Origin of the sequence: Micromonospora purpureochromogenes, from assembly GCF_900091515.1 — a bacterium.
Lineage (GTDB): Bacteria > Actinomycetota > Actinomycetes > Mycobacteriales > Micromonosporaceae > Micromonospora > Micromonospora purpureochromogenes.
Genome location: NZ_LT607410.1, coordinates 969,390 through 983,063 on the forward strand (window position 1 = coordinate 969,390; position 13,674 = coordinate 983,063).

The window sequence follows — 13,674 nt, forward strand, 5'->3', positions numbered from 1 at the left end:
GGGTCAGCGACCCCAGAGGCGGAACCGGCGGATCATCAGCGCGGTGCCGGTGACCAGGGCGACGAGGATGGCCACGCCGGTCCAGAGGCGGCGCGGCGCGCTGTCGTCCTCGGCGCCGGCCGGCTGCGCGGACCAGCGGGTGTGCTGCCGGGGCGCGGTGAAGCCGAGCGGGTCGGAGCCGGTGCCGCCGGCCTGGGCGTCGTCGGTCGACCCGGGCGCCGGGCCGAAGCCGACCACGCCGGGGGAGTCGTTGTCGTCGAGCGGGTTGCGGTGCACCAGCGGCACGTCCGCGGTCAACGCGGCCACCGGGTCGACCATGCCGTACCCGAAGCGGTCGTCCCGACCGGTGGGGCCGATGTCCTTCGCGGTGGTCAGCAGCCGGTTGACCACGTCCCCCGCGGACATTTCCGGGAACCGGGCCCGCACCAGCGCGGCGGTCGCCGCCACCAGCGGTGCGGCGAAGCTGGTGCCCTGCACCCCCCAGTAGCCACCGGGGCGGGCCCCGACCAGGCGGGTGGCCGGCGCGGTGAGGGTGGTGGCGTGCCCGGTGATCGAGCCGGACCAAAGGTTCTCGCTGCTGCCCTCCAACCCGGCCACGGCGATCACGCCGGGCTCCCGTGCCGGGTACCAGACCTTGGGGCTGGACGAGGTGGCGAGGTTGCCGGTGCAGGCGACCACGACCACGTCCCGAGCGAAGGCGTAGTCGAGCGCGGCGGCCAGCGCCGGGCTGTCACCGCCGCCGCCCAGGGACAGGTTGATCACGCGGGCGCCGTTGTCGACCGCCCAGCGCACCCCCTTGGCGACGATCATCGCGTCGTCGTAGCGGTTCTCGTCGTCGAGCACCCGGACCGGCAGGATGCGGGCGCCCGGGGCCAGCCCCGCCACGCCCTTCCGGTCGTCGTTGCGCCCGGCGATCAGGCTGGCCACCGTGGTGCCGTGACCCACCGGGTCCGGCTCGTCGGCGCCGGCGGGGGAGACCAGGTCGATGCCGGGCAGCACCTGGCCGGCGAGATCCGGGTGGGAGGCGTCCACACCGGAGTCGATCACCGCGACGGTGACCCCCCGGCCGGTGGAGGCGCTCCACGCGGTGCTGGCCCGCAACTCCTGGAGCTGCCACTGGTCGTCGCGGACCCGGTCGGCCCGGGTCGTGGTCTCCAGCGGGACGAAACCCGGCTCGGCCAGCGGCGCGCCGGCGGCCCACGCGGCGACGGTGACCGGTCGGGACGGGGCGGCCGACGCCGGTGGCGGCACCGCGCCGACGACCGTCACGGCGGTCGCCGCGACACCGAGCAACGCCCGGCCGGCGAACCGGTTGAGCGCGGTCGGGGAGCCGTGCCGAACCCTGGTCACATCCTCCGCCATTCATCGTCCTTGACACGTGCTGCTCGGCAGATTACCGGTTTTCCCGTCCGCGGCGGGACGTTCCGCCGGACACGCTCACGGCGGGGGGAGATGTGCCAACTGGACCAGGCGTACGCCCTCACGCCGGGTGACCAGCCGGCCCCGCCCGGGCGGCAGCGGCCCGGGACGGACCTGACCGACCAGCGGCCCCTCGTCTGGGCTGCCGCTCATCACCAGCCCGGCGGTGGAGAGCTCGCGCAGCCGCTGCACGATCGGCTCGTACTGGGCGCGGGCGGCGCCGCCGGAACGGCGGACCAGCACCAGGTGCAGCCCGATGTCGCGGGCCTGCGGCAGGTGCTCCTCCAGGCCGCGCAGTGGGTTCGCCGGGCCGCTGGACACCAGGTCGTAGTCGTCGACCAGCACGAACAGCTCCGGCCCGGACCACCAGGCCCGCTCCCGCAGTTGCGCCGGGGTCACGTCCGGCCCGGGCAGCCGGGCCTGCATGTAGCCGGCGACCGACTCGACCAGCTCGGCGGTGTGCGCCGCCGCGCTGCCGTACCCGATCACGTGCGGGTCGTCGATCAGGCTGTGCAGGCTGCGCCGGTAGTCGACCAGGATGATCCGGGCCTGCTCCGGGGTGAACCGGTCGATGATCGAGGTGGCCAGCGCGCGCAGGAACGAGGACTTGCCGCACTCCGCGTCGCCGAAGACCACGAAGTGCGGCTCGGTGGCGAAGTCCACCGCCACGGGGCGCAGGTCCGCCTCGCCCACGCCGATCGGGAAGGCCAGCCCGGCGGCGGCGGAGGTGTCGAGGTCGGCGTAGGGAAGCACCGGCGGGAGCAGCCGCACCCGCGGGGCGGGCGGACCGGACCAGGCTCCGGCGACCGCCTTCACCAGGTCGGTCGGCTCCATCCCGGCCAGCTGGGGCAGCGCGGTGAGGAAGTGCAGGCTCTGCGCGGTGATGCCCCGGCCGGGTGACTTCTCCGGCACGCCCGCCGCGGCCACCCGCTTCACCACCGAGTCCGACGGGTCGCCGAGGCGCAGCTCCAGCCGGGAGCCGAACAGGTCCCGGATGGCCGGCCGGAAGTCCATCCAGCGGACCGCGCTCGCCACCACGTGCACCCCGTACGACAGGCCGCGGGTGGCCAGGTCGGTGACCAGCGGTTCCAGGTCGTCGTACTCGCCGCGCAGGGTGGCCCAGCCGTCGACCACCAGGAAGACGTCGCCGAACGGGTCGACGGTCGGCTGGCCGGCCCCCGCCAACCCGGACCGGCGCTGCCGCCAGGCCGCCATCGACTCGACGCCCAGCTCGGCGAAGCGACGCTCGCGCTCGGCGAGCAGGGTGGCGATCTCGCCGATGGTCCGGCGCACCACGGTCGGGTCGGACCGTCCGGCCACCTGACCGACGTGCGGCAGGTCGCGCAGCGCGGCGAGCCCGCCACCGCCGAAGTCCAGGCAGTAGACCTGGGCCTCGGCCGGGGTGTGGGTGAGCGCCAGCGCGCAGATCAGCGTCCGGAGCAGGTGCGACTTGCCGCTCTGCGGCCCGCCGACCACCGCCACGTGCCCGGCGGCGCCGTCCAGCGCCAGCCAGAGCAGGTCGCGGCGCTGCTCGAAGGGCTTGTCCAGCACGGCCACCGGCACCTGGAGCGCGCCGTGCAGCTCCGGGTTGGCCACGGTGAGGCCGCGCTGCGGGTCGACGGCCGCGGGCCCGAGCAGCTCGTCCAGGGCGGGTGCGGTGTCGAGCGGGGGCAGCCAGACCTGGTGCGCCGGCGGGCCCTGCCCCGCGAGCCGGCCGACCAGCACGTCGAGCAGGTTCTCCGTCTCCTCCTCGACGGCCGGCAGCGCCGGGGTGGCCGGCTCCGGCACGGGCACCAGGTGGGTGGAGAAGGTGAGCAGCCGGGTGCCGCCGCCCGCGCCGCCGCCGGCCGCCGCGCCCCGCCGGCGGACCGGCCCGGAAACGTACGCGGCCTTGAACCGGACCAGCGGGTCGGTGCCGGCCCGCAGGTAGCCGTGCCCGGGTGAGCGGGGCAGCTCGTGCGCGTCCGGCACCCCGAGCACCGTCCGGGACTCCAGCGCCGAGAAGGTGCGCAACCCGATCCGGTACGACAGGTGGGTGTCGAGGCCCCGGAGCCGCCCCTCCTCCAGGCGCTGGCTGGCCAGCAGCAGGTGCACCCCGAGCGACCGGCCCAGCCGTCCGATCTGGACGAACAGGTCGATGAAGTCCGGCTTGGCGGAGAGCAGCTCGGAGAACTCGTCGCAGATCAGCAGCAGCGAGGGCAGCGGGGCCAGCGGGGTGCCGGCGGCCCGGGCCCGCTCGTAGTCGCGCAGGCTGGCGAAGTTGCCGGCCCGGCGCAGCAGCTCCTGGCGGCGCATCAGCTCACCGTTGATGGCGTCCACCATCCGGTCCACCAGCGGCAGCGCGTCGGCCAGGTTGGTGATCACGGCGGCGGTGTGCGGCAACCGGTCGAAGGACGCGAAGGTGGCGCCGCCCTTGAAGTCGACCAGCACGAAGTTGAGCTGTTCCGAGCTGTGCGTGGCGGCCAGGCCGAGCACCAGGGTGCGCAGCAGCTCCGACTTGCCGGAGCCGGTCGCGCCGATCAGCAGGCCGTGCGGACCCATGCCGTCCTGCGCCGACTCCTTCAGGTCCAGCTCGATCGCGCCGCCGTCGGCACCGACCCCGATCGGCACCCGCAGCCGGTCCCGCCCCGAGCGGGGTGCCCAGCCCTGCTCGGCGGTGAAGCCCTCCGGGTCGCCGATGCCGAGCAGCTCGGGCAGGCCCAGCTCGGCCCCGGCCGCGGTCTCGCCCCCGCGTACGGTGGTGGCCAGCCGCAGCGGCGCGAGCCGGCGGGCCACCGCCTCGGCGTCGACGACCTCCAGCCGGTCGGCGGTGCCCACCTCGGCGTGCCCCTCGGCCGACCGGGAGTGCAGCCGGTCGCCGTGCAGCTCCAGCAGCAGGGCGAAACGGTCGAGCAGCCGCGGCGGCGGGGTGTCCAGGTCGATCACGGTCACCGCGTCGATGCCGCCGTCCCCGGCCAGCTCGGTCGCCCCGGTCAGGTCGCCGCCGTCGAGCAGGACCACCACGTGCGGCCCGTCGGTGGCCGGGCCGGCCGGGCTGAACCGGGACCGGCTGGACAGCACCTCGTCGAGCAGGCGTTCCAGTTCGGCGGCGGAGCTGGTGACCAGCCGGACCGGGCCGAGCGCATCGGTGCGGCCGGGGTGGTGGGCGTGCGGCAGCCACTTGACCCACTCCCAGAGCGCCCGCCGTTCCGGCCCGGCGCAGACCGCGATGAGCAGTTCGTCCGGGGCGTGGAAGACGGCGAGCTGGGTGAGCATGGCCCGGGCCAGCGCCTGGGCGCCGGGCGAGCCGGTGCCGCCCCGTGCGTCCCCGGCCTCGCCGCGGACGAAGACCCGGGCGAAGCTGCGCATCGACAGCGCCACCGGCAGGTCCGGCACCACCGAGTACGCGTCGAGGAAGCGCCGCAGCGCCCCCGCGGTCATCGGTTCCAGCTCCTCCAGCGGCCGGGTGACCGGGGGGATCAGGGGGGTGGCCAGGGTCTGCGGGCCGACGGCCACCCGGACCACGGCGAAGTCCGGGTCACCCGGTCGGCGCTCCCAGACCCGGTGGCTGTCGACGGTCGACCAGAGCCGGCCCGGGTCCGGGTGCCGGTAGAAGAGCCCGGCCCGCTGCTGCCCGGCCGTCTGCCGGACCCGGCGGCGCAGCGCGGCCAGGTGTCGCAGGTACTCGCGGCGGGCGGCCATCATCTCCGACTTCTTCGGGGTGCCGGAGGCGCTGCCCCAGGAGGTCACCAGCATCGCCACCGAGGAGAGCCCGAACATGCCGCCCACCACGTACGAGTAGGCGCCGCCGCCCCGGCCGAACATCATCGCCATCGCCACCGTGCCGCCCAGCATGGGCAGCACCATCAGCGCCTGCTGCCAGCGACCGCCGGTCACCGCGGGGATTTCCGGCGGCGCCTCGACGGGCAGTTCACCGACCGGTATCTCCGGCGCCGGACGGCGCGGCGGTCGCTTGATGACGACAGTGGACACTGACCCTCCAAGGTGGCGCTCGGTAACCCGAGCCTGGCTCATGGTAGGTAAAGTCCTGTCGTCCGTCAGCCACCGCTCCCGCTCGATATGGAGATCAGTCGATGACTACCGGGCTGGCAAGGGTCACCATCAGCGCTCCGCAACGACGCGTCGACGTGGCCCTGCCGGAGCAGGTGCCCCTCGCCGAGCTGCTGCCGGAGGTGCTGCGGCACGCCGGCGAGGGGCTGGCCGACGACGGTGAGCGGCACGGCGGCTGGGTGCTGCGCCGCACCGACGGGGCGGTGCTGGCGACCGCGCAGGCGCTGCTCCCGCAGGGGGTGCGCGACGGCGAGGTGCTGCACCTCGCGCCGGCCCACGCCGAGTGGCCCGAGCTGGAGTACGACGACGTGGTGGAGGCCATCGCCGACGGCGCCCGTCGGCGCGGCAGTGCCTGGTCCCCGGCCGCCACCCGGGCCGCGGCGCTCGCCGGTGCGGGCGTGCCGCTGGCCGTCGGGCTGGTCGCCGTCCTGGCCGCCGGGCCGCAGCACCGGGCCGGCTGGCCGCTGGCGGTCACCGTCGCGCTGCTGCTCGCGCTCGCCGGCACGGTCGCCTCCCGCGCGTACGGGGACGGCCCGACCGGCGCCACCCTCGGCGGGTACGCGCTGCCGTACGCCGCGGCGGCCGGCGCCCTCGCGGTCAGCTCCGGCGACCCGGTCGGTGCGTTCCGGCCGCTGCCCTGGCTGGGCGCCCCCGAGCTGCTGGCCGGCGCGGTGGCGCTGCTGCTGGTGTCGGTGCTCGGCCTGCTCGGCACCGCCACCCGGCTGCGGGTCTTCGTGGCCGGCGCGACCCTCGGCGCGGTCGGCGCGGCCGCCGCCCTCGGCGGGCTCCTGCTCGGGCCGGCCGAGACCGCGGCGGTGCTGCTCTGCGTGCTGGTCTTCGCCCTCGGCGGGCTGCCGCTGCTCGCGATCCGGCTGGGCAAGATGCCGCTGCCGCCGATCACCCTGCCCACCGGCCCGACCGGCGGCCCGGACGGCGTGCGGGACCTGCCCGACCGGGCGCGGGTGCACGCGGCGGTGGCCCGGACCGAGGAGATGCTGACCGGGATGCTGATCGGGCACGGCGCACTGGCGCTCGCCGCGGCGCTGGTGCTCGGCGTCACCGGCGGGCTGGCCGGGCGGCTGCTGGTGGCCGTCGTCTCGGCGGTGCTGCTGCTGCGCTCCCGGCTCTTCGTGGCGGTCCGCCACCGGGTGCCGCCGGTGCTCGCCGGGCTGGCCGGGTTCGCGGTGCTCGGCGTGGTGCTGGCCGTCCGGGCCGGCGATGCGGTGGTGCTGGCGCTGACCGTGGGCGGGCTGCTGGTGGCGCTCACCGCCGTGGCGGCCGGCACCACGTACGCCCGGCGGCCGGTGTCGCCGTACGTCGGTCGGGTGGCCGACCTGACCGACACCGCGCTGGTGGTCTCCGTCGTGCCGGTGGCCTGCGCCGTGCTGGGCCTCTACGACGCCGCGCGCGGCCTGCTCGGCTAGGAGGCTGTCGGGAAACCTCGCGACGGCTGCGACTCCGCCTCGCTCGCCCCGAGGCTTCCCGACAGCCTCGGGGGCAGACGACGAAGGGCCCGGGGGTGAGCCCGGGCCCTTCGTGACGCGGTAGGTCAGTGCGCGGTGTCGCCGCGCTCCTCGGCGTCCTTGGCCCGCTGGTACGACGCGCGGACCTCGGCCTCGGCCTCGACCCGGCCGACCCAGGTGGCGCCCTCGACCGATTTGCCCGGCTCCAGGTCCTTGTAGACCTCGAAGAAGTGCTGGATCTCCAGCCGGTCGAACTCGCCCAGGTGGTGGATGTCGCGCAGGTGCTCCTGGCGCGGGTCCTCGTAGGGCACGCAGAGGACCTTGTCGTCGCCGCCCTTCTCGTCCGTCATCCGGAACATGCCGATGGTGCGGCACCGGATGAGGCAGCCCGGGAAGGTCGGCTCGGGGACGAGCACCAGCGCGTCCAGCGGGTCGCCGTCCTCGCCCAGGGTGCCCTCGATGAACCCGTAGTCGGCCGGGTACTGGGTCGACGTGAAGAGGGTGCGGTCCAGCCGGATCCGGCCGGTCGCGTGGTCCACCTCGTACTTGTTTCGGTGACCCTTCGGGATCTCAACCGTGACGTCGAAATCCATCTCCCACGCTCCCTCGTCTGCCCACGCTGGCTGAACGGAACCACAGACGCCCCCGGTACGGGTGATTGGCCACCCACCGGCTCCGGACGCCGCATAGTCTTCGGACCGAAGTAGTGTCACCCAGGCTGGTTCCGGAGGCGGGAGGAGGGGGTCGTGGGGAGGGAAGATTCACACTACCGCCCGGAGGGGGTTGACGGGCGCGGGTCCGGTGGATCCGCGAGCGGACGCGTCCCGGTGCCCGGTGCGCACCCGTCCGACCGGTCTGCCCCGCCCAGCGCCACGCCGTCGGGGCCGGTTCCGCCGGCCTGGCCGGGCGATCCCCGCAACACCGGCCGATTCCCCGAGGTGAACCCGCCCGGCCGCCCCGCCGCCGGCTCCGCCCGCGTGCCGTCCGGGCCCCCGCCGGCCGCCGGTTCGGCCCGGGTCCCGCCGCTGACCTGGGACGCCCCGGCCACCGGGCCCGGCCAGGTCCACCGCGCCGGCGCGGGCCACGTCTACGGCGCCGCGCCGGTCTCGCCCTCGGCCGGTCCGGTCTCCCCGGCCGCCGGCTCCGTGCCCGTCTCCCCGCCGCCGGCGGGCGCCGGACCGCTGGCTCCGCCACCCCCCGCGCCGCGCCGGCGTCGCCGACTGCTGCCGGTCGCGGTGCTCGCCACGGTGCTGCTGCTCGCGCTGGCCGGGGTCACCGTGGTGCTCCGCCCCGGGCCGGTCGCCGGGTGGCTGGGCGATGACGCCGCCGCGCCGGCCGCCGCCGCCCAGGCGCCGGAGCCGGACCCGTCGCCGGTGCTCGCCGGCCCCGACGCCAACGCCCCGCAGCCCACCTCCGCCGGGGTACGCGCCGCGGTGGAGCCGCTGCTCGGGGCCGCCGCCCTCGGCGGCCGGGTGAACATCTCGGTGGCCGACCTGACCACCGGGCAGTCCATCTACGCCAGGGGCGGCGACGACGGCACGGTGCCCGCCTCGGTGACCAAGCTGGCGACCGGCGTGACCGTGCTGGAGGCACGCGGTCCCGGGTACCGCATCCCCACCCGGGCGGTGGCCGGGGCGAACCCGGGCGAGGTGGTGCTCGTCGGCGGCGGCGACCCGACCCTCGCGGTGGACGGCAAGGGCTTCTACCGCGGCGCCGCCCGCCTCGACACGCTGGCCAAGCAGGTGAAGCAGGCCCTCGGCGGCACCGCTGTGACCAAGGTCGTCGTCGACTCCACGCTCTTCCCCGGCCCGGTGCACGGCCCCGGCTGGGACGACGACATCCCGACCGGCGGCTACGGCGCGTCGATCACCGCGCTGATGACCGACGGCGCACGCCGCGACCCCGAGGCGGCCCGGAAGACCTCCGACGACACCCACGGCGCGGCCGAGCGGGTTCCGGAGCCCGACCTGACCGCCGGCCGCTCCTTCGCCCGGCTCCTCGGCCTCGGCGGGGACGCCCAGGTCACCCGGGGCACCGCCCCGGCGGCCGGCGGCGCCACGGCCACCGGCGCCCCGGCACCCGGCACCGAGCTGGGCAAGGCCGAGTCGCTGCCGATGATCCGCCTGGTCGACATCATGATCAGCGACAGCGACAACGTGATCGCCGAGGCGCTGGCCCGGCAGGTGGCACTGGCCCGCAACCAGCCGGCGAGCTTCGTCGGCGGGGCGGCGGCGATGGACGAGGTCATCGGCGAGCTGGGCCTGCCGGCCAACGAGATCAGCCTCTCCGACGGCAGCGGGCTGTCCCGGAACAACCGGATCAGCCCGTCCCTGCTCACCGACCTGATCGCGCTCGCCGGCAAGGGCGACCACCCGGAACTGGGCGCCATCTTCGGCGGCCTGCCGGTCGGCGCCTGGTCCGGCACCCTGGGTGACCGCTACCGGGTCGACGCGACCGCCGCCGGCGCCGGGGTGGTCCGGGCCAAGACCGGCACGCTGACCGGGGTGCACGCCATCGCCGGGCTGGTCACCACGGCCGAGGGTCGGCTGCTCACCTTCGCGGTCCTCACCGACCGGGCCCCGGCCGGCGACTCGGACGTCAGCCGTCAGGCCCTCGACCGGATCGCCGGCGCCCTGGCCGGCTGCGGCTGCCGCTGACCCCGACCGCCGGGGCCCCCTGCTCGCACGCCGGGCCGGGGTGTTCCGGCGCGGGTACGGTGGGTGCATGGCGCAGTTCGTGGACTGGGATCTGGCCGCCGCGACCGCGGGGGCGCTGGGCAAGTCGGGCCCCCGGGTGTCGTACGCCGAGGCCACCGACGTGGTCGTCGACCTGCGACGGCTCACCGAGGAGGCGGCCGGGCACGTCGCCGACTACACCGGGCTGCGCTCGCAGGTGACGCACCCGCCGGTGCGGGTGGTGGACCGCCGGGACTGGGCGGCCGCCAACATCGCCGGCCTGCGCGAGGTGATCACCCCGCTGGTCAACCGGCTCTCCGGTGACAAGCGTCCCGGGCCGCTCACCGAGGCGGTCGGCTCCCGGCTGACCGGGATGCAGGCCGGCACGGTGCTCGCCTACCTCTCCGGCCGGGTCCTCGGCCAGTACGAGGTGTTCTCCGCCGACCCGGGTCAGCTGCTGCTGGTCGCGCCGAACATCGTCGAGGTGGAGCGGAAGCTGGAGGCGAACCCCCGCGACTTCCGGCTCTGGGTCTGCCTGCACGAGGTCACCCACCGCACCCAGTTCACCTCGGTGCCCTGGATGCGGGCGTACTTCCTCGGCGAGGTGAACGCCTTCGTCGACGCCGCGCAGGGCAACGAGCACCTGCTGGAGCGGCTGCGCCGGGGCGTCGCCACGCTCTCCGACGCGATCAAGGACCCGGAGAGCCGCACCAGCGTGCTGGACATCGTGCAGACCCCGGCCCAGCGGGCCGTGCTGGACCGGCTCACCGCGCTGATGACCCTGCTGGAGGGGCACGCGGAGTTCGTGATGGACGGCGTCGGGCCGCAGGTCATTCCCAGCGTGGAGCGGATCCGGGCGGGGTTCAACCGACGCCGCGAGGCCGGCAACCCGCTGGAGAAGGCGATCCGGCGACTGCTCGGCGTCGACGTCAAGATGCGCCAGTACGCCGAGGGCCGCAAGTTCGTGCACGGCGTGGTCGACCGGGTCGGCATGGACGGCTTCAACAAGATCTTCGGCTCCCCGCTGACCCTGCCCCGGCTGGACGAGCTGGGCAACCCGGACGCCTGGGTGGCCCGGGTGCACGGGCCGGCCGGCGCCACCCCGACCGCCGGCTGAGCGGACGGCCGTGGCCGCCCTCGCCCCGCCGGTCGCCGCGATCCGGATCGCCGTCCGCCGCGCGCTGACCGCGCTGCCGGCCGGCGGGCCGGTGCTGGTGGCCTGCTCCGGCGGGGCCGACTCGCTCGCGCTGGCCGCCGCGACCGCCTTCGTGGCGCCCCGGCTCGGCCGGCGGGCCGGCCTGGTGACCGTGGACCACGGGTTGCAGGAGGGCTCCGCCGGGCGGGCCGGGGCGGTGGCCCGGTGGGCCGTCGAGGCCGGTCTCGACCCGGTCGAGGCGGTGCCGGTGACCGTGGCCGGGCGCCCCGGCGGCCCGGAGGCGGCCGCCCGCGAGGCCCGCTACCAGACGCTGGTCGACGCCGCCCGGCGGCACCGCGCGGCGGCGCTGCTGGTCGGGCACACCCGCGACGACCAGGCCGAGACGGTGCTGCTCGCGCTGGCCCGGGGCGCCGGACCGCGCGGACTGGCCGGCATGCCCGAGCGCCGCGAGCTGGACGGGGTGCCGCTGCTGCGTCCGCTGCTCGACCTCACCCGGGACGACACCCGCAAGGCGTGCGCCGCGCTCGGGCTGACCCCGTGGGAGGACCCGCACAACGCCGACCCGTCGTACGCCCGCGCCCGGGTACGCACCGACGTGCTGCCGGTGCTGCTGCGGGCGCTCGGCCCGGGGGTGCTGGACAACCTGGCCCGGACCGCCCGGCTGGTGGCCGCCGACACCGCCGCCCTGGACGACCTGGCCACCGCCGCGCTCGCCACCCCAACCGGGGTACGGGCCGCCGAGGGCGGACTCTCCGTGGCGGCCCTGGCCGCGCTGGCCCCGGCGGTGCGTACCCGGGTGCTGCACGCCTGGGCCCGGGAACTGGGCGCTTGTCCGGCGGCGCTGTCGCACCGGCACGTGGCCGCGTTGGACGCGCTGGTCACCGACTGGCGGGGGCAGGGCGCGACGTACCTGCCGGGCGGGCTGCGGGTGGCCCGTCGCGCCGGCCGCCTGCTCCGGGTCGACTGAGGCGGGGCCGTGGCCGCCGGTCGCGCCATGATCGGGGGCTTCCGACGGTTTCCGCATTCCGATCACATGGCGCGCGGCGGACCCTCCCCGGGAGCCGCCGGAGGCGGTAGACATGGCGGATGGCGTACCCCCGACAGCCGCTCTTCGCCCCGAACGGTGCCGTCGCGACCAGCCAGCCGCTCGCGGCGGCCGCGGGTCTGGCCGTGCTGCGGCGCGGCGGCAACGCCGTCGACGCCGCGCTGGCCACGGCGATCGCGCTGACCGTGGTGCAGCCGCCCTCGAACGACATCGGCGGTGACCTGTTCGCGATCGTCTGGGACGGCGAGCGGCTGCACGGGTTGAACGCCTCCGGCCGGTCCCCGGCCGCGCTGACCCGGGAGGTGGTGCTCACCGCGACCGGGGGGAACGGGCCGGCGGCGGTGGACGCGCTCGGGGGCGCGCAGGCGCGCGGTCCGGCGCTGCCGGCCCGCGGCTGGCTGCCGGTGACCGTGCCCGGCGCGCCGGCCGGCTGGCGGGACCTGCACGACCGGTTCGGGTCGCTGCCCTTCGCGGAACTCTTCACCGACGCGATCTCCTACGCCGAGCACGGCTACCCGGTCGCCACCGGCACCGCCGCCACCTGGGACCGGGCGCTGGCCGCGCGGGTCGAGCCGGGCGGCGAGGAGTACGCCGAGTTCGACCGGGTGTTCACCATCGGCGGGCGGGCGCCGCGCCCCGGCGAGCGGTGGCGCAACCCGGACGCCGCCCGCACCCTGCGCCGCATCGCCGAGACCGGCGCAGCGGACTTCTACCGGGGCGACATCGCCGCCGCGCTCGACGCCCACGCCGCCCGCACCGGCGGCCTGCTCACCGGCGACGACCTGACCAGGCACGCCTCCACCTGGGTGGACCCGGTCAGCGCCCGCTACCGGGGGCACGAGGTCTGGGAGCTGCCGCCCAACGGGCAGGGAATCGCCGCCCTGCTGGCGTTGAACATCCTGGCCGGCACGGACCTCGCCGCGCTCGACGCCGAGGAGCGGCTGCACCGCCAGATCGAGGCGGTCAAGCTCGGCTTCGCCGACGCCCACGCCCACGTGGCCGACCCGGAGCGGGCCCGGGTGCCGACCGCCGCCCTGCTCGACCCCGGCTACGCGGCGGCCCGGCGGGCCCTGGTCACCGACCGGGCCGGCGACCCGGTGGCCGGCGACCCGGAGCGCGGCGGCACGGTCTACCTGTGCACCGCCGACGCGGGCGGGATGATGGTCAGCCTGATCCAGTCCACCTACCTGGCGTTCGGCTCCCGGGTGGTGCTGCCCGGGCACGGTTTCGCGCTGCAGAACCGGGGCCTCGGTTTCCGTCTCGACCCGACGCACCCGAACGTGGTCGGGCCGGCCAAGCGGCCCTTCCACACCATCATCCCGGGATTCCTGGCCCGCGACGGCGCGCCGGTCGGACCGTTCGGCGTGATGGGCGGGCACATGCAGCCGCAGGGGCACGTCCAGCTGGTCTCCGCCACCGTGGACGCCGGCCTCGACCCGCAGGCCGCGCTGGACGCTCCCCGCTGGTACTGGCACGCCGGCCGGACCCTGCTGGTCGAGCCGGCGCTGGCGGCGGTGCCCGGCCTGGTCGCGGGGCTGCGCTCGCGGGGGCATGAGGTCACCGTCGCGGAGGAGCCTTCGGTCTTCGGGTACGGGCAGGCGGTGTGGCGTGGCCCGTCGGGCGGCTATGTGGCGGGGTCGGAGTCTCGGGTGGACGGGGCTGCTGTCGGGTTCTGACTCTTTCGGTTCGTCGGGCTCGGGGTGGGGTTTCGCCGGAGCCCGACCCGCTCCGGGCGGTCAGGCTTGATCCCTGCGCGGGTCGGGCTCCGGCGAAACCCGGGTGGCCGGGCTGGGTGGGTCCCGCCGGTCGGGTGGGTGGATCTTTGGTGGTTGCGGTGGTTGCGGTGGTTGCGGTGGCGGGAACCGG

At 76.3% G+C, this 13,674-nt stretch carries 8 protein-coding genes; 5 read left to right on the top strand and 3 right to left on the bottom strand.

Translation table 11 applies throughout. The annotated features are described in order from the left end of the window. Positions 1-3: 3 nt before the first annotated feature. Entirely contained in the window at positions 4-1,362 is a 1,359-nt protein-coding gene (mycP, locus tag GA0074696_RS04505; RefSeq protein ID WP_088959920.1) for a type VII secretion-associated serine protease mycosin, read from the bottom strand. Between the two features lie 75 nt (positions 1,363-1,437). Further along, positions 1,438-5,391 carry a type VII secretion protein EccCa gene (gene eccCa / locus GA0074696_RS04510; RefSeq protein ID WP_088959921.1) on the bottom strand — a complete coding sequence of 1,318 codons (3,954 nt, stop codon included), beginning with the start codon at positions 5,389-5,391 and terminating at the stop codon, positions 1,438-1,440. Positions 5,392-5,492: 101 nt separating this feature from the next. Here eccCa and eccD point away from each other — a divergent pair, with 101 nt between their 5' ends. Further along, positions 5,493-6,893 carry a type VII secretion integral membrane protein EccD gene (gene eccD / locus GA0074696_RS04515; RefSeq protein ID WP_088959922.1) on the top strand — a complete coding sequence of 467 codons (1,401 nt, stop codon included), beginning with the start codon at positions 5,493-5,495 and terminating at the stop codon, positions 6,891-6,893. A 125-nt stretch (positions 6,894-7,018) separates the two neighbouring features. Here the strand turns inward: eccD and GA0074696_RS04520 are convergent, their stop codons facing one another. Next, positions 7,019-7,525 (bottom strand): inorganic diphosphatase, encoded by a 507-nt coding sequence (locus tag GA0074696_RS04520; protein WP_088959923.1) that lies wholly within the window; start codon positions 7,523-7,525, stop codon positions 7,019-7,021. A gap of 552 nt (positions 7,526-8,077) precedes the next feature. On the opposite strand from GA0074696_RS04520, the gene dacB reads away from it, so the two are divergent. From dacB to GA0074696_RS04540, 4 genes are all read left to right on the top strand, one after another. After that, positions 8,078-9,589: a D-alanyl-D-alanine carboxypeptidase/D-alanyl-D-alanine endopeptidase gene (gene dacB / locus GA0074696_RS04525; protein WP_407940593.1), complete on the top strand. Its 1,512-nt coding sequence runs from the start codon at positions 8,078-8,080 to the stop codon at positions 9,587-9,589. Positions 9,590-9,656: 67 nt separating this feature from the next. Continuing rightward, positions 9,657-10,724 (top strand): zinc-dependent metalloprotease, encoded by a 1,068-nt coding sequence (locus GA0074696_RS04530; RefSeq protein WP_088959925.1) that lies wholly within the window; start codon positions 9,657-9,659, stop codon positions 10,722-10,724. 10 nt (positions 10,725-10,734) lie between these two features. Continuing rightward, positions 10,735-11,730: a tRNA lysidine(34) synthetase TilS gene (tilS, locus tag GA0074696_RS04535; RefSeq protein WP_088959926.1), complete on the top strand. Its 996-nt coding sequence runs from the start codon at positions 10,735-10,737 to the stop codon at positions 11,728-11,730. A gap of 119 nt (positions 11,731-11,849) precedes the next feature. After that, positions 11,850-13,484 (top strand): gamma-glutamyltransferase family protein, encoded by a 1,635-nt coding sequence (locus tag GA0074696_RS04540; RefSeq protein WP_088959927.1) that lies wholly within the window; start codon positions 11,850-11,852, stop codon positions 13,482-13,484. The last annotated feature ends 190 nt before the right edge of the window (positions 13,485-13,674 follow it).

Coding starts and splice junctions, on each gene's coding strand:
- mycP (WP_088959920.1), bottom strand. CDS start 1,362: ATGGCGGAGGATGTGACCAGGGTTCGGCACGGCTCCCCGACCGCGCTC.
- eccD (WP_088959922.1), top strand. CDS start 5,493: ATGACTACCGGGCTGGCAAGGGTCACCATCAGCGCTCCGCAACGACGC.
- GA0074696_RS04520 (WP_088959923.1), bottom strand. CDS start 7,525: ATGGATTTCGACGTCACGGTTGAGATCCCGAAGGGTCACCGAAACAAG.
- GA0074696_RS04530 (WP_088959925.1), top strand. CDS start 9,657: ATGGCGCAGTTCGTGGACTGGGATCTGGCCGCCGCGACCGCGGGGGCG.
- GA0074696_RS04540 (WP_088959927.1), top strand. CDS start 11,850: ATGGCGTACCCCCGACAGCCGCTCTTCGCCCCGAACGGTGCCGTCGCG.